This is a genomic window from Myxococcus xanthus (assembly GCF_013116825.1).
GTDB classification, from domain to species: Bacteria; Myxococcota; Myxococcia; order Myxococcales; family Myxococcaceae; genus Myxococcus; species Myxococcus xanthus_B.
The window spans coordinates 24572-40049 of the sequence record NZ_JABFNS010000001.1 but is presented as its reverse complement, the minus strand read 5'-3'; the positions used below and the strand labels follow the sequence as shown (position 1 = coordinate 40049).

Below are 15478 nucleotides of genomic sequence, written 5' to 3'. Positions count from 1 at the left end.
AGGGCGACACACTGACTCTCCGCCGTTGAGCGGCCTCCGAAGGACCCGCGACGTCGTAGCGGAAAGCCGCACGTTGCCGGAATTGCGGTTGTGGGAGATATCCCGCATTGTTGCGGGGCTTTGAAATCGCCCGTGTCCCGCATCGCGCGTACCGCGCTCACTGTCCTGACGGTGTGCCTCGCGGCATCGACCGCCTGGGGCCAGAAGTTGCCCGATGTCGTCATCCAAGGGCCCCCCATCGCCCCCGCACTCGCTGGTGATGGGCAAGGCCTGTGCGTGGCGTCCAATGTGTGGACGCGCCCCTTGAATGAGTTTCCGCAGTCACGCGGAACGTACATCGACGGAATCAACGGGTTCCTCGAAGAACCCGCCAGCAGGCTGAGCCGTGTCACAACGGTGCTGCGTACGCCCTTCGACCTGTCCAACAACCTCAATGACGGACGCACGCTGAGCTATGGCGACTTCGCCAACCAGGTCACGGCCCCCGGATGCTCGACTGGCGGATGCACCTTCAACGTCATCGAGGACAACGACGCCTTCACGCCGTTCGCGTCGCGATTTCGCGGTTACCTGAACGTCACCGCGGATCTAGCAGGTCAGCCGATTCACTTCGGCCTTTACGCAGATGATGGCATCAGCCTCGTCATCTACGACCGCAGCCAGGGTTATCAGGTCATCAACCGGCCACCGATGCTCGGGTTCCCAACTTGGCGAACCACCAACAGCGTCACATTCAACGCGCCCGGGCTCTACGCAGTAGAAGCCCTTTATACACAGGTCGGCGAGCACGCAGCCCTTGAGATGTCGATGCACACGGGCGCATTCACTGACTTCGAGCGCGCCGCGAACCAGCCGCCCGTCATCAACCTCTTCAGCTCCGACTTCCAACTCCTCCGTCCCGCGCAGTTCTTCCAGACGGAGAACGGCATCCTCTCCTTCGAAGGCCAGCCCGACCGCTGCGAGCAGTGCAACCGCGGCAACGCGAACTCGCCCGGCAACGGAGGCTGCGGCTCCTTCTTCCACTGCAACGCCGCGGCACTCTGTGCACCTTGCGACTCCTCGCTCTTCTGCGGCGAGTACTGCTCCCCCTGCGGCGAGTCCGCACCCCACTGCGCCAACGTCAACGGCCGCACCCAGTGCGTGCAGTGCACCGAGGACAGCCAGTGCCCGAACGGCCGCTGCGACCTCGAAACCAACCAGTGCACCGGCTGCAACGAAGACAGCGACTGCGCCACGGGCGCCTGTGACACCGAAACATTCACATGTGTCGAGTGCAACGACGACAGCCAGTGCACCAACGGCGAGGTCTGCGCCACCGACCTCCACGAGTGCCGCGAGTGCACGCAAGACGCCCACTGCCCTCAGGGCGAGTCCTGCACCAACAACGTGTGCTCGCCCTGCGCCACCAATGATTCATGCGCCGGCAACTCCTGCAACTGCTGCCCCAGCGGCACCCAGTGCGCGGCGCTGACTCCCGGTGCCAAGCCGACCTGCGTGGAGTGCACCACCAGCAGCCAGTGCGCCGCCGGCCAACAGTGCGACACCGCCAACGGCCGCTGCGTGGACAGCGTGCCTTCGTGCAACACGGCCGACAGCTGCGGCCCTGGCTGCGTGAAGTGCCCCGGCGAGCGCCCCTACTGCCTCGACGGCGAAGTCTGCGTCCAGTGTCGCAACGACTTGGAGTGCGGCGACGGCCAGTTCTGCCTCAGTGGCGAATGCGCGTCCTGCACCACGGACAAGCACTGCGGCCCCCGCTGTGGCGCCTGCGATGGTGACACCCCCTTCTGCCTCTCCAACGGCACCGCGCAGGGCAGCACCTGTGTGGGCTGCACGGATGACGGGGACTGCGGCAGCGGCGTGTGCAACCCCACCACGCGCACGTGTGAGAACTCGGGCGCGTGCGCGGTGACGTGCGAGCCGGGCACGGTCTGCGACGGCACCTCCTGCGTGGAGTGCTTCGCGGATGCCCACTGCCCCTGCGGCGGCTCCTGCGACACCGCGACCAACACCTGCTCCACCGCCTGCTCCGACAGCGGAGACTGCCTGGGCGTGGAGCACTGCTCCGCGAAGACGATGGAGTGCGAGCGCGGCCGCCGCAAGCCGGGCACCGAGCCCCAAGGCGGCGCCTTCTGCTGCGGCACCACCGCCGACGCCACGCCTGCTGGAAGCACCACCTTCCTGCTGCTGCTCGCCGCGGGCCTCACGTTCCTCCGCCCCCGGCGCCCTGCTCGATGAAGCCCTCGCACCTGTTCCTCATCGTGGCGCTGGGGGTGTCCACCGCCGCCACCGCGCAGCCGGACGCGCGCTTCAACGTGCAGCTCTTCCGTCCGTCCGGCGCGCCCCAGGACCTGGTCGTGGTGCAGCAGTCGCGTCCGCTGTCACACCTGTCCGTCTCGGCCGGGCCGTACCTCAGCTACTCGCTCAACCCCCTGTCGCTGATTCCCGAGGGCGGGGACCTGAGCAAGATCAACCTGGTCGGCAACCGCCTTCAACTGGACGTCATGGCCACCGTGGGCCTCTTCGACTGGGCCGAGGTCGGCGTGGACATGCCGCTCATCCTCGCCCAGGGCGGCGCCAACCTGGAGGTCATCGGCACCGAGGGGAGCGTGGAGAGCTTCGTGCTCGGTGACCTCCGGCTCACCGGCAAGGTGGCCATCCCGGGCCTGCGCCGGCCCGCCGAGGGCAAGGGCTGGGGCGGCGCGGTGACGCTCAACGTGAGCTTCCCCACCGGCGCCCAGGACGCCTTCGCCGGAGACGGCGAGCTGACCTGGGCCCCGGGGCTGGTGTTGGACTACCGCTTCGAGAACGGCATCCTCCTGGCGCTCAACGGCGGCTTCTGGAAGCGCCCGGACCGCGTCTTCAGCGGCGTGTCCGTGGGCGACATGATGCCCTTCGGAGTGGGCGCGGAGGTCCCCATCCTCCGCGGCAGCGGTGTCACCGCGGTGGGCATGGTGCACGGCGCGGTGGGGCTGCAGAAGCAGCCCGATGAGCCCCGGCAGATACCCGCGGAGGCGCTCTTCGGCCTGCGCTGGTACAGCTCCACCGGGCTCACCTTCACGTTCGGCGGCGGCATGGGCTGCGGCTGCTCCATCGCCTCGCCCTCGCTGAGCTTCTTCACGTCCATCCTGTGGATTCCGGCGAAGACGCGCGAGTGGGAGGCCCTGGAGCGCTTCAAGGAGCCGCCCGAGCCCCCGCCGCCGCCCATCGACCCGGATGGTGACGGCGTGATTGGCGAGTCGGATGCGTGCCCCGACGTGGCCGGCCCCGTGGCCAACATGGGCTGCCCGGACACGGACAAGGACGGTGACGGCGTGGTCGACCGGCTCGACCGGTGCCCGGACCAGCCCGCCGGCCGCCGCGGCAAGGACGGGTGCCCGCTGGCCCGGCGCGATGGCAACCGGATTGTCATCCTGGAGCAGCTCAACTTCGCCACCGACCAGGACATCATCCTCTCCGAGTCCTTCCCCATCCTGGAGGAGGTCGCGCGGGTGATGAACGAGAACACCGAGGCCGACCGGGTGCATATCGAGGGTCACACCGACTCTCGCGCCAGCGATGCGTACAACCTGGACCTGTCGCGCCGCCGCGCGGCCAGCGTCATGCGCTTCCTGGTGGAGAGCGGCGTGGCGGCGGAGCGGCTGTGCTCGCAGGGCTTTGGCCGCTCGCGGCCGCTGGCGGACAACGCGACGGAAGAAGGCATGGCGCTCAACCGCCGTGTCGACTTCACCATCCAGCCGCCGAGCGACGGACCGCGTCCGCCCTGCCCGGAGGACGCGGAGGACAAGAAGCGCAAGCGCCCCACCAAGAAGGCGCCTGCCACGCCCAAGGCGAAGTCGAAGGCTCCCGCGTCTGCGCCGAAGCCGTAGACGCGGGGAAGACGCGCCTAGGGGACGACGAACTCCGCCGCCGTCCGCCGCCGGCCGGCGACCACGGACACCACCGCGCGCCCGGCCCCCACCGCCGTCACGCGGCCTTCGGGCGACACCGACACCACGGCGGGGTCCGAGGTGAAGAACTCCAGCGGCACCGTGTCCAGCACGACGCCGCTGCGGTTGAAGGCTCGCGCCTGGAGCTGCACGGACTGCCCCCTCCGCTGGAAGGCGTGGTGCGTGAGGTTGAGGCCCAGCCGCGCGAAGTCCGCCGGCACCACCTGCACCGCGATGTGCCGGCTGAGGTGCCCCAGTGTCGCGCTCAGGGTCGCCTTGCCCGGGCGCACGGCCACCAGTTGCCCGTCCTCCACCCGCGCCACCGTCTCATCCGAGGAGCGGAACGTAGGAATGGCGTCCTGCAACGAAGAGCCCTGCTCGTTCCTCGCCACCACGCGCAGCTTGATGACACGCCCCACCTCGAGGAAGTCCGCGCCTGGGGCACGCACGTCCAGCGAGTTGAGGATGGTCAGCTCCAGCGGCAACGCCGCGCGGACCTTGCCGCCCGTCGCGCCGATGGTCGTCTTCCCCGACTTGCGCACCGTCAGCAAGCCTTCCTGGACCTGCGCCACGTCCGGCGCGGAGCTGGTCCACCGCAGCTTCGGGTCGGACATGGGCTGGCCCTCCGCGTCGAAGACCTCGTACGCCAGCTTCACGGTCTGCCCAGGCGTGCGGAGGTACTTCGTCTCCAGCGGCTCCAGCTTCATGGTGGTGGGCGTGGGCCCGCAGGCGCTCAGCAGCCCGATGACGGCGACAAGGGGGAGGCAAATAGGAGTGCGCGGCGTCTTCACGGCGTCACGACGGCGGAGATGGGTGGGAAGCCCCCATTGTAGCCCCACCCCATCGGCGGCGTACGAAAAGGGACCTCCAAGGTTCAGGGCCGCACGCCTGCTCCCACCCGCCTCACGCCCCGGCATGCCATTGCAGCGCGGGTATGCGTCCACGAGGCCGGGGCCCGGGCGCCAGCGAAAGGGGTGGCACGTAGAGGCCCAGCCGCTCCCGCCGCCACCAGATGCCCGTGCGCCGCCGCTCGGCCACGTCCGTCATCCGGTAGTCGTACAGCACCGCTCGCACCATCCGAGGCGGCCGGTCCGGGAAGGGGTTGCTCGCCAGCAGGCCCAGGACGTCTGGCGAGCCCTCCAGCAGCCGGGCCAGGAACGCGACGAACCAGCCAGGGGGCGAGCCGAGCGCGGCGAACCACATCTGCCAGTCCAGCCGCGGCTGGTGGGGAGCCACCTGCCGGGGAGGCCGGGCCAGGTCCCCCACCTTGTAGTGGAAGGAGTATGCCTTCCACTGCACACCGTCGTCGGAGCCCTCCACGAGGATTTCCGGCCGCTGCACCGTCATCACGCTGAAGAGGCCGTAGGGATTCACCGAACGCATGGGCCGCGCCTGGGACTCCAACCACGTCAGCATCGCGCCGACGCGCTCGGGCCGGTACCGCTGCCACCCTTCGAACCTGCGAAGCACCTCCGACGCCCCCAGCGCCAGCAGCGGCGACACCACCAGCGCGGACACGCCGGTACGCCACCACGGCCGTGGCTGAGCGGGAGGCCCGTCCTTCAAGGGCAGCACCCGCCGCAGCGCCGCGTCATCCAGGAGCCACACGCCCAGCACCCAGGCCTGGACGTTGAAGAAGCCGTAGTTCCCGGTGGCGGCGATGGCGGTCTGCAAGCCACTCAGACTCCAGAAGGCGAACTGCCGCAAGCGCCGGGGCCCGAAGGCCAGGAAGGGCACCACCGTCTCGAGCCAGAGCACCGCTCCGGTCGAGGCCCGCTGGAGCCGACGCGGCAGATGATGCGCGTACCAACCACCCCGCGTGGGCAGCGGCGCCGTCTCGTAATAGTGCTCGCACGCGCTCAGCTCGCGCCAGGTCTGGTCCCCTGACTGGAGCTTGCTGAGCCCCGAGCCGAAGTAGAGCCGGAATACGAGCAGCCGGAAGAGGAACACATCCAGCGCGGAGGGCGCGTCACGGCCCAGGCCCGGCCGCAGTCCTCCGGGCGCGGTGAGCGCCGCCAGCAGCCCCATCTCCAGCAGCAGCACGTCCCACTGGAAGGAGAGGAACTCACGCCCCACGGCCACGTAGGAGAGGTACAGCGCCCACAGCGTCGACACGCTGAAGCGGGGCGCTACATTGAGGAGCAACGCCAGGGACAGGACCTGGCCCTTCCAGCACCCACGCACCAACGCGGCGTCCGAAGCGTCCAACCAGAACAGCGACGGAATGCGCCGCCACCTCACGAGCGCCGAAGCCTCCTCGCGACGCTCCGCGGCCAGGCGCTCCGCCACGGGCCGGATGCCTTGCGTCCCATACAGCCCCCGCACCTGCCGCCCCAGCGAGGTGAAGGCGATGAGGAACGTTCCTCCCAGCAGCCGCAAGAAGGCCCAGCGCACCCACCGGTATTCGTGTGGCACCACCGCGCGCCCGAAGAGCCAGCGGTCCATTCCCGCCGCCTGACGGCGGTGCCGGGCCACCACCGCATAGACGCCCTGGGCCAACTGCAATACCCCCGGCATCAGGCCCAGCCTCGCGGCCACCCGAGTCCCCCGGCGAGGCGACGCGGCGAGCGCGCGGAAGAGGGCCTCCGCGCCCTCGGATACGCGGCCGGAGGGCTCCACCAGTTGCATGGCCCTGCGCATGTCCGCCTTCGGGATGCCCAGCAGCCAGCGGCGCCACCCGCTGCCCGGCCGGTAGCGGACACGGTCTCCGGTGCGCCACTGCCAGCGCGCCGCCCAGCGCCGGCAGAACGCGCAGTCGCCGTCGAAGAGCACCAGGGGCCGGGCCAGCAGCACACCGCGAGCGATTCGCGCCATCATGCGAGAACGTTGTGCTGTCCCACGGACGACGTCCCCGTCTCCTCGGGCGCCCGCCATGGAGGCAGCGGAGCATCCAGGCTGTGGCCTCCCTCCCCGCCCACGTGACAACGGCTGGGAGTGCCTAGCTTTGTCCGCATGAGCGAGCCCAAGGGGAAGGCGAAGCGGACAAGCGAGTTGGTGCCCGGCGTCCACCACTGGACCCTCTCCGATGACCGCATCGGCGGCGCGCGCAGTGACGCGTACGCCGTGGTGGACACGGATGGCGCCGTCGTCCTCATCGACCCGCTGCCCATCGACGAGGCAGCGCTGCGCAAGCTGGGGAACATCTCAGCCATTGTCCTGACGGCGGGAAACCACCAGCGCTCCGCGTGGCGGCTGCGCAAGGCCTTCAAGGTGCCCGTCTGGGCACCCGAGGGAGCACAGTCGCTGGAGGAGCAGCCCGACTTCTTCTACGTCGCGGGAGACACGCTGCCCGGGGGACTCATCTCGTTCCACACCCCCGGCCCCACCGAGGCGATGTACACGCTGTGGATGCAGCAACACCCGCGCGCAGTCGCGTTCCTCTCCGACCTGCTCACGCATGAAGAAGGGGAGACGCCGGAGTTCATCCCCAGCGAGTACCAGGACGAACCGCTGCGCACCCGGCACAGCGTCCAACGCATCCTGGACCACCTCCCCGTGGAGACGCTGTGCTTCTCCCACGGCGCGCCCATCCTCCGTGACGGCGCCCGCGCGTTGCGGCTCGCGCTGGAAGAGGACATGGAGTCGCCCGCCGCGCCAGCCCCCTGAGCCCGCCCGCGCGCGTCAGCCGAGGGGGCCTTCGCGTACCAGCACCTGCCCCGCCTCCAACCCTGGAGGCACCAGGTGCAACACCTCGCCCGCCTCCGCGCGGTCGAGCAGCGCGCTCAGCGCCGAAAGGTCCGTGGCGGGGACACGCAGCGACGGCGTCAGCGAAAGGCGCCGCACCATCGCGTCGCCCAGCCGCGTCCGGTCCGTCAGCTCCGACTCGTAGACGAAGGAGCGTTCGCCATACTCATGCCCCCCGGGCACGCGCCCCACGAGGCGCAGCGGGCCCAGCCTGGAATGGACACGAACGCTGGGGTTGTCCCACTGGGCCACGCCTCGCAGCCGCCGCGCGCGCAGCATCTGCAACGTGAGCAGCTTCACCCACGGCGACGCCCCTGTTCCCGGCAGCACGCTCAACAGCGACACGCCAATGACCAACCCCGGCGTCACCGAAGGCGCCGCGTAGTAGGCCGCGCCAATGGCCGGGTCCTCGTCGGCCAGCCCCAATCGCTCGCGCACGGGGGCCGCCAGCATCCGGGCCGGGCAGCGCAGCAGCCCGATGGCGCCCGGCAGCAGATACAGGTCCGACAGCACCCAACGCGGCACGCCGATGCCACCGAAGGCGAGCTGATTCAGCGCCAGGTACTGCATCGCCAGGTCCGCGTTCCGCTCGGCGGGCAGGAACGTCACCGGCACGCCCAGCGGCGACAAGTCCAACGAGCCCGCGTGCTCACCCGAGCCCAGCGCCACCAGCGACGCGCCAGGGTGCGCCGCGAGGAAGTCCTCCGCCTGCCGAGACAGCGTGTCCGCGTCACCCATCGGCATCGATGTCCTTCGCGATGGCCGACAACCGGAACGCGTCTGGGATGTTCAACGTCGCGGCGTCCACCTCCGCGCGCGACACGAGGCAGCGTGACGAGCCGCCTCCCTTCTCACACAGCTCGCGCATGGTGAGCGACACCACGCGCAGGCCCAGCGCCTCCAGGCGCTCCCGCACCGAGTCCGGCACCACCGAAGGCGCCAGCACGTCACGCCCCACGGGCAGCCCGTTGGTGGCGTAGCGGCGAATCTCCGCCTCCGTCACGAGGAGCAGCCGGTGCTCGCCGAAGCGCTCGCGCAGCAGCGCATGGGACTCCGGCGCCATCACGTCCGGACACACCATCAGCCGGTCCACCGCGGGCAGCGGAAGCACCGCCATGTTGCCGTGGAAGGCGGGCTCGCGGACCTGGATGCGCAGCACCTCTCCGGGGAAGTACCGCGCCGCGGCCTCCAGGCCATCCAACGTCGTACGGCCGCCCCAGAACAGCAGCGTGACGCCGTCGAAGGTGGCCACGTCGCCGTGGGCCTCCCAGATGCCCACGCCCGGGTCCACCACCTCCATCCCCAGCGACCGGGCCAGGGGCGCCCAGTGCTCGCGCTCCGCCTGCCGGTGCGCGCTCATCATCCGCGGCAGCACGAACAACGGAGCGGCGCCCTGACGCGCCACCACCTGTCCACATTCGGCGGCGTACGGCATGCCCGTCAGGAGCTCGGAGGGAGACGGCAACGCGACCACCGTGCCGCCACGCGCTTCGATGTCCCGGGCCAGCGCCAGCCATTCCCGCCGGGCCTGACGCGCGTCCACGGGCGGCGCCTCGCGGCTGCGGAAGTTGCTGCGGCCACGCAGGGCCCACGTGCGTCCCGGCGGCGACATGAGGAAGAGGTCCATGGTGATACTGCTTCTACTCCTCCAGGCATCCCCGCTGCCATCCGGTCCCCGCCCCACCCTCGCACCCGACGTCTCCGGTAGGGCCCCCGCCGGAAACTGCACGCTGGCGCACCCTCCAGGCATCTTCTTCGTAGTCACGCGGACGAAGCCGGGACAGGCTCTCTCCACGTGGACGAGACGAGCCTGCCTGAACCCGATGCCCTGCGTTCCCTGCTGAAGACGGCCCTGGAGTTGCCCGCGCTCCGGCCGCATGCCGCGCGCCTGGAGCGGCTCGTGGACGACTATGCGCGCGGCGTGGCGCGCAAGGACGCCCCCCTGAGCGTGGCGTTGGTGGGGGCCACCGGCGCGGGCAAGTCCACCCTCCTCAACGCGCTGGCGGGGCAGGCCCTGTCGCGCGAAGGCGTCAACCGGCCCACCAGCACGGCCGCCACCGTGTTCGCGCCTGAAGGCACGCCCACGGACGCGCTGGCGGGCTCCGGCGCGCGGGTCATGACGTATGCCCCCGGCCCCCAGGGCCTGTGGGGCGGACAGGTCTTCATCGACACGCCGGACCTCAACAGCGTGGCCACCACGCACCGCGAAGTGGCCCGCGCGGCGCTGGAGCGCGCGGATGTGGCGCTCGTCGTCATGCACCGCGGCAGCGTGGCGGAGGCCTCCCAGGTGGAGTTCCTCACGGAGTTCGCCCGCCGGCGCGCGCTCGTCTTCATCCTCAACTTCGCGGACGAGCTGTCTGCCGAGTCGCGCGACACGCTCAAGGCCCAGGTGCGCCGCGTGGCCTCCGAACAGTACGGCCTGGCCCAGGAAGACGTGCCCGTCTTCGCCATCAGCGCCCTGTCGGCGAAGGACGGCCGGGACGTGTCCGGCGAGTTCGGCGCCCTGCTCTTCCACCTGCGCGGGCTGGCCACGCAGGCGGTGGCCGCGCGCGTGCGCAAGACGAACGCGATGGGCGCGCTGGAAGAGGTGCACACGCGCGTGGAGGCCGCGCTGAAGGAGACGGACGCGATGCTGTCACGCACGCGCGCCGCGCTGGACTCGGGGATGGAGAAGGCGGCGGAGGGCCTGCGCGCGGACTTCGACGCGCGGCTGCGGCTGGCGCACGGCCACCTGGCGGCGGAGGTGCGGCGTCAGGCGGGAGGCCGCTTCTGGGGGCCCGCGGCCTGGGGCCTGCGGCTGTCCCTCTGGGGCGCCAGCGGGCTGGGCGCGGCGGCGCTGGTGGGGCGGAGCAGTCTGCCCGCGGGGCTGGCGGTCGCGGCGGCCTCCACCGTGGTGGACGTGGTGCGCGGACACACCCGCGCCAGGGCCGCGGAGTCCGCGGTGGTGGAGCCCTTCGAGGACGACTTCAGCGCCCAGGCCGCGGCGCGCACCGCGCTGGCGGAGGCGCGCAGCGTGGCGCGCGCGAGCGGACTGGAGCCCGCGCTGCTGGGCGTCCCCGACGTGGACACGCTGTTGGAGGAGGTGCGGATGGCCAGAGCGGGCGCCTGGCGCTACACCGCCACCACCGGCGTGGCGGAGGCGGTGGCCGGCTGGTGGCGCACCGCGCGCTGGCTGGTGCTGCCGCTCATCAACCTGCCGCTGCTGGCCCTGCTGGGCCATGTGGGCTACCGCGTGGTGCGGGCCTACGTGGAAGGCCCCCTGCTGCCGTTGGACTACTTCGTCAACGCGGGGGCCCTCTTCATGCTGCTCGCCGGAGCGGGCGCGCTGCTGGCCTCAGCGAGTCTCGCTGGGGCCGCTCGCCGTGCGGGCACCACCGGGCGTGCGCGCTTCGTTGAGGCCCTGGCCGCCCTGGGCGGGAGGCTGGGAGAGACCGTCGAGGATGCTCTGCGCCCCGGGCGGGAGGCCGCGAAGGGCCTGCTGGCGCTCCGGTGACATGGACACCACCGGCTGCCCCGGGGTGTGCGTGCCGCCGTTGCTCGCCATGAGCGCCTGCGTGCCGTTGTCCTTGCAGAGGGGCGCGGCCACGCGGGTGTCGCGCACCGGGTCTCCGTAGCCAGCGATGCGCGCCGGCACGGACGGGTTGTTCCAACCCTTGCCGCTCTCACGCGCCACCTTGAAGTGCAGGTGCGCGCCGCAGGCCCAGCCGGTGGAGCCGGAGAAGCCGATGAGCTGGCCCTCCTTCACCACGTCACCCGGCTTCACCACCACCGCGCTGAAGTGGAGGTACTGCGTCTCCAGTCCATCGCCGTGGGAGATGACGACGTAGTTGGCGTAGGGCGCGAACTTCTCGTCACAACCACCCTTCGTGCTGTCACCGCGAGACAGGCGCACCGTGCCGTCGCGCGCGGCGACGATGGGCGTGCCATCCGGCATGCGGAAATCCCACGCATGTGTGTCGTTGTGTTGGTGACTTCCCGTGTCATGTCCCTGGCTCACCGTGTGGATGCGACCACAGGCGAAGGGAACGCCAACCTCGGGCACGTCGCCCGCATCCGTGGCGGAAGAAGAGGAAGGAACCGCAGGGGCCGAAGCCAGGAGAGAACCAAGGAGGAGGGCTGAAAGGTTCATATCGGGGCGGGGCGGAAACGGGGGCAAGTGGCGCGGGTATTTCCCTGCGGATTTTCGCCGCGCCTGTCTGCTGTACGGCGCGGAGGGCCTCGGCACGCCCACCCTCCCGGGGGGAGTCATACCCGAGTCCCGAGCGAAGGACGCGCACATGGCGGCCGGGCCCCTGCCCGCCCGGCCGCTGGTGAAGCGGGCCTGGCGCGCCTCGTGCGCGGCCACTTCCCTTTCGACGTGCCCATGTACGGGGACAGGTGGCGGCGCACGCCTCTGTGAGGAGCGCTCACCCCCAGCCACACAAAGTGACTGGTCACTCACTAAGTTCGACATTATCCTGCAAGTCGAATGGCCGCGAAGAACACTCCATCGGACGCGCCGGCCCGGCCTGTCCGCCGCACGCAGCAGGAGCGCCGAGAGACGACGCGGCGCAAGCTGCTGGACGCCACCATCGAAACGCTGGTGGAGCAGGGCTACGCCCGCCTGACGACGGTGGAGGTGTCCAAGCGGGCAGGCCTGTCACAGGGCGCGCTCTTCACCCACTTCGATACGAAAGAGGAGCTGCTCGCCGCGGCGGTGGAGCACCTCTTCCCGCGGCTCATTCAGGACTACCTGGCCGGGGTGGGGGCCCGGCCGTCGGGCAGGGACCGCATCGCGGCGGCGGTGGACATGTTGTGGGCCGCCTTCCAGCGCCCGGAGCTGCAGGCCGCCATCGAGCTGTACGTCGCGGCGCGCACGGACGCGGAGCTGCGCGTGGCGTTGGCGGCGGTGGACGGGCCGCACCGGGAGAACCTGCACCGCGTGGCGCGCGAGCTGTTCCCCGAGGCCTCCGCGCACCCGGACTTCGACTCCATCGTGGAGCTGGCGCTGGACGCGGTGCAGGGCGCCGCGGTGGGAGGCAGCGCCCGGCCCAACGACCCGGCGCATCGGCGCATGCTGGATGCGCTCACCCACTTCATGCGCAACGCCTTCCTCCCCGCCTTGGCGCGGCCTCGCCGCCGCGCCCGCTCCTGAGTTCGCCGACACGGAGGGTCCCACCATGGACGCAGCACACATCCCCGACCTCATCACCCCGGCCATCCCGGTGTTCACCCTCACGGTGATTGCCGAGGCCCTCTGGGTGAAGAAGCAGCGGGACGAAGGCCGTCCCATGGTGGGCCACACCTGGAAGGACACGATGGCCAGCATCTCCATGGGGCTGGGCAACGTGGCCATCAACGTCCTGTGGAAGGGCGTGGCCTTCGCCGGCTACCTGGCGCTCTATCACCTGACGCCGCTGCGCATGGGCACCGGCGTGCTGGCGTGGGTGCTCATCTTCTTCGCGGACGACCTCTGCTACTACGCCTTCCACCGCGTCCACCATGAGAGCCGCTTCTTCTGGGCGTCCCACGTGGTGCACCACTCCAGCCAGCACTACAACCTCTCCACGGCGCTGCGGCAGACGTGGACGCCGCCCACCAGCTTCGTCTTCTGGGCACCACTGGCGCTGCTCGGGTTCCACCCGGTGATGATTGTCGTGCAGCAGTCCGTCAGCCTGCTCTACCAGTACTGGATTCACACCGAGGCCATTGGCCGGCTGCCGCGCCCGCTGGAGTGGGTGCTCAACACGCCGTCACACCACCGCGTGCACCATGCGTCCAACCCGCGCTACCTGGACAAGAACTACGCGGGCATCCTCATCATCTGGGACCGCCTCTTCGGGACGTTCGAGCCAGAGGGCGAAAAGCCCGTGTACGGCCTGACGAAGAACCTGGAGACGTTCAATCCCGTGCGCATCGCCTTCCACGAGTTCGCGGCCATCACGCGCGACGCGGCGAAGCCCGGCTCCCTGAAGCAGCGCCTGAGCTACGTCTTCCGCAACCCGGCCTGGAAGCCCGACGCCCCAGAGGCGCCCCGGCCGCCCGGAGTACAGCCCCCGCCCGAAGCGGCACGCCCCTCCGTGTGAGGTGTTGAGCACCCGGCCGCCCGCGGCCCCGTGGACGCGCACCGACACCGCCGTCCAGCTTCCCACCCGCGCACGGAGGCGCTAAGCCACCCGGCACCTATCGCGACGCGAGAACTGCCAGGAGGAGCCATGACCGAGCGAGAACTGTGGGAGCGGTACCAGCGTTATCTGTGCGTCGTCCCGGCCTTGGACTTCACGCTCGACGTCTCGCGGATGCGCTTCCCGGCGGACTATCTGGAGCGGATGCGCCCCCGCCTGGAGGAAGCCTTCGGCGCGATGGAGGCCCTGGAGAAGGGCGCCGTCTCCAACCCGGACGAGAAGCGCAAGGTGGGCCACTACTGGCTGCGCGCGCCGGAGCTGGCGCCCGAGCCCGCGCTCCGGAAGGAAATCACCGACACGGTGGCCGCCATCCACGCCTTCGCGAAGGACGTGCATGAGGGCCGGGTGAAGCCGCAGAAGGCGCAGCGCTTCACGCACGTGCTGATTGTCGGCATTGGCGGCTCGGCGCTGGGGCCGCAGCTGGTGGCGGACGCGCTGGGCACGGCGAAGGACCCGATGCAGGTGTCCTTCTTCGACAACACGGACCCGGACGGCTTCGACCGCGTGCTGGCGCAGTTGGGCGAGCGGCTGTCGGAGACGCTCACCCTGGTCATCAGCAAGTCAGGTGGCACCAAGGAGACGCGCAACGGCATGCTGGAGGCCGAGCGCGGCTACTCGGCGCGCGGCCTGGACTTCAGCAAGCACGCGGTGGCCGTGACCGGCGCCGGCAGCGAGCTGGACAACCACGCGAAGAAGCAGGGCTGGCTGCGCACCTTCCCCATGTGGGACTGGGTTGGCGGTCGCACGTCGGTGACGTCCGCGGTGGGCCTGCTGCCCGCGCGCCTGCAGGGGCTGGACATCGACGCGCTGCTGAAGGGCGCGCGCGACATGGACGCGGCGACGCGGGAGCGGGATGCGCTGAAGAACCCGGCCGCGCTGCTGGCGCTCATGTGGCACTACGCGGGTGACGGCCGGGGCCACAAGGACATGGTCATCCTGCCGTACAAGGACCGGCTGCTGCTGATGTCGCGCTACCTCCAGCAGCTCGTCATGGAGTCGCTGGGCAAGGAGACGGACCTGGATGGCAAGGTGGTGAACCAGGGCATCGCCGTCTATGGCAACAAGGGCTCCACGGACCAGCACGCCTACGTGCAGCAGCTGCGAGAAGGCGTGCTCAATTTCTTCGTCACCTTCATCGAGGTGCTGAAGGACCGTGACGGCGGCTCGCAGGAGGTGGAGCCCGGCGTCACCAGCGGTGACTACCTGCTGGGCTTCCTGCTGGGCACGCGGCGCGCGCTCTACGAGAAGGACCGCGAGTCGCTCACCCTCACCGTGCCGGACGTGAGCGCGCGCACGCTGGGCGCGTTGATTGCCCTGTATGAGCGCGCCGTGGGCTTCTACGCCACGCTGGTGCACATCAATGCGTACCACCAGCCGGGCGTGGAGGCGGGCAAGAAGGCCGCGGGCGTGGTGCTGGAGCTCCAGCGCAAGCTGACGACGCGCCTGCGCGAGGCGCGCGCGGAGGCGCGCACCGCCGAGCAGCTCGCGGCGGACATCGGCATGCCGGACGAGGTGGAGACGGTGTTCAAGGTGCTCCAGCACCTGGCCGCCAACCCGGACCGCGGCGTCACGCGCACCCCGGGGGCCACCCCGACACAGGCGCGCTTCCAGGCGAAGTAGGACGCGGCCACCGAAGCCCGCGGCCGAAGCCCCCGGCCGCGGCACCGGTCAACGGCAGCAGGCCCCCTCCCAGGCGATACCTCC

General features: G+C 70.5%; 11 protein-coding genes and 1 pseudogene. 7 read left to right on the top strand and 5 right to left on the bottom strand.

From position 1 onward, the window contains the following. Window positions 1–132 precede the first annotated feature (132 nt). Together traA and traB are read left to right on the top strand one after the other, a co-directional pair. Entirely contained in the window at window positions 133–2235 is a 2103-nt protein-coding gene (gene traA / locus HNV26_RS00185) for an outer membrane exchange protein TraA (protein WP_366816709.1), read from the top strand. Beyond that, the gene (gene traB, locus HNV26_RS00180) at window positions 2232–3866 is read left to right on the top strand and encodes an outer membrane exchange protein TraB (RefSeq protein WP_171440300.1); all 1635 of its coding nucleotides are present in this window, start codon (window positions 2232–2234) and stop codon (window positions 3864–3866) included. Before traA ends, traB begins: the two co-directional genes overlap by 4 nt. A gap of 17 nt (window positions 3867–3883) precedes the next feature. Here the strand turns inward: traB and HNV26_RS00175 are convergent, their stop codons facing one another. Both HNV26_RS00175 and HNV26_RS00170 read right to left on the bottom strand, forming a co-directional pair. Then, a complete protein-coding gene (locus HNV26_RS00175) occupies window positions 3884–4717 on the bottom strand; it encodes an Ig-like domain-containing protein (protein ID WP_171440299.1) in 834 nt (277 codons plus the stop codon). A gap of 112 nt (window positions 4718–4829) precedes the next feature. Then, window positions 4830–6743: a lipase maturation factor family protein gene (locus HNV26_RS00170; RefSeq protein WP_253816006.1), complete on the bottom strand. Its 1914-nt coding sequence runs from the start codon at window positions 6741–6743 to the stop codon at window positions 4830–4832. A gap of 135 nt (window positions 6744–6878) precedes the next feature. On the opposite strand from HNV26_RS00170, the gene HNV26_RS00165 reads away from it, so the two are divergent. Continuing rightward, window positions 6879–7532, top strand: coding sequence for an MBL fold metallo-hydrolase (locus tag HNV26_RS00165; protein ID WP_171440297.1), 654 nt, complete (start codon window positions 6879–6881; stop codon window positions 7530–7532). A gap of 15 nt (window positions 7533–7547) precedes the next feature. Here HNV26_RS00165 and HNV26_RS00160 read toward each other — a convergent pair whose 3' ends face one another. Continuing rightward, window positions 7548–8354 carry a hypothetical protein gene (locus tag HNV26_RS00160; protein ID WP_171440296.1) on the bottom strand — a complete coding sequence of 269 codons (807 nt, stop codon included), beginning with the start codon at window positions 8352–8354 and terminating at the stop codon, window positions 7548–7550. Beyond that, window positions 8341–9237, bottom strand: a complete 897-nt coding sequence (locus HNV26_RS00155) for a dimethylarginine dimethylaminohydrolase family protein (RefSeq protein WP_171440295.1) — start codon at window positions 9235–9237, stop codon at window positions 8341–8343. The genes HNV26_RS00160 and HNV26_RS00155 overlap by 14 nt, the downstream gene beginning before the upstream one ends. A 168-nt stretch (window positions 9238–9405) precedes the next feature. Between HNV26_RS00155 and HNV26_RS00150 the strand changes: the two genes are divergently transcribed. After that, the gene (locus HNV26_RS00150; RefSeq protein ID WP_171440294.1) at window positions 9406–11103 is read left to right on the top strand and encodes a GTPase; all 1698 of its coding nucleotides are present in this window, start codon (window positions 9406–9408) and stop codon (window positions 11101–11103) included. 180 nt (window positions 11104–11283) lie between these two features. On the opposite strand, the pseudogene HNV26_RS38840 reads toward HNV26_RS00150, so the two are convergent. Next, window positions 11284–11739, bottom strand: a pseudogene (locus HNV26_RS38840) (M23 family metallopeptidase); the annotation flags it as partial. Window positions 11740–12078: 339 nt separating this feature from the next. Here HNV26_RS38840 and HNV26_RS00140 point away from each other — a divergent pair. The 3 genes from HNV26_RS00140 to HNV26_RS00130 all read left to right on the top strand — a co-directional run bounded on the left by HNV26_RS00140 (window position 12079) and on the right by HNV26_RS00130 (window position 15394). After that, on the top strand, window positions 12079–12744 hold the full coding sequence (locus HNV26_RS00140) for a TetR/AcrR family transcriptional regulator (protein ID WP_171440293.1): 666 nt from the start codon (window positions 12079–12081) through the stop codon (window positions 12742–12744). 25 nt (window positions 12745–12769) lie between these two features. Further along, entirely contained in the window at window positions 12770–13675 is a 906-nt protein-coding gene (locus HNV26_RS00135; protein ID WP_171440292.1) for a sterol desaturase family protein, read from the top strand. Between the two features lie 129 nt (window positions 13676–13804). After that, window positions 13805–15394 carry a glucose-6-phosphate isomerase gene (locus HNV26_RS00130; protein WP_171440291.1) on the top strand — a complete coding sequence of 530 codons (1590 nt, stop codon included), beginning with the start codon at window positions 13805–13807 and terminating at the stop codon, window positions 15392–15394. The last annotated feature ends 84 nt before the right edge of the window (window positions 15395–15478 follow it).

What these genes read in the sequence shown, in the direction of transcription:
- traB (WP_171440300.1), top strand. Translation starts at nt 2,232, where the DNA reads ATGAAGCCCTCGCACCTGTTCCTCATCGTGGCGCTGGGGGTGTCCACC.
- HNV26_RS00170 (WP_253816006.1), bottom strand. Translation starts at nt 6,743, where the DNA reads ATGATGGCGCGAATCGCTCGCGGTGTGCTGCTGGCCCGGCCCCTGGTG.
- HNV26_RS00165 (WP_171440297.1), top strand. Translation starts at nt 6,879, where the DNA reads ATGAGCGAGCCCAAGGGGAAGGCGAAGCGGACAAGCGAGTTGGTGCCC.
- HNV26_RS00160 (WP_171440296.1), bottom strand. Translation starts at nt 8,354, where the DNA reads ATGCCGATGGGTGACGCGGACACGCTGTCTCGGCAGGCGGAGGACTTC.
- HNV26_RS00155 (WP_171440295.1), bottom strand. Translation starts at nt 9,237, where the DNA reads ATGGACCTCTTCCTCATGTCGCCGCCGGGACGCACGTGGGCCCTGCGT.
- HNV26_RS00140 (WP_171440293.1), top strand. Translation starts at nt 12,079, where the DNA reads ATGGCCGCGAAGAACACTCCATCGGACGCGCCGGCCCGGCCTGTCCGC.
- HNV26_RS00135 (WP_171440292.1), top strand. Translation starts at nt 12,770, where the DNA reads ATGGACGCAGCACACATCCCCGACCTCATCACCCCGGCCATCCCGGTG.
- HNV26_RS00130 (WP_171440291.1), top strand. Translation starts at nt 13,805, where the DNA reads ATGACCGAGCGAGAACTGTGGGAGCGGTACCAGCGTTATCTGTGCGTC.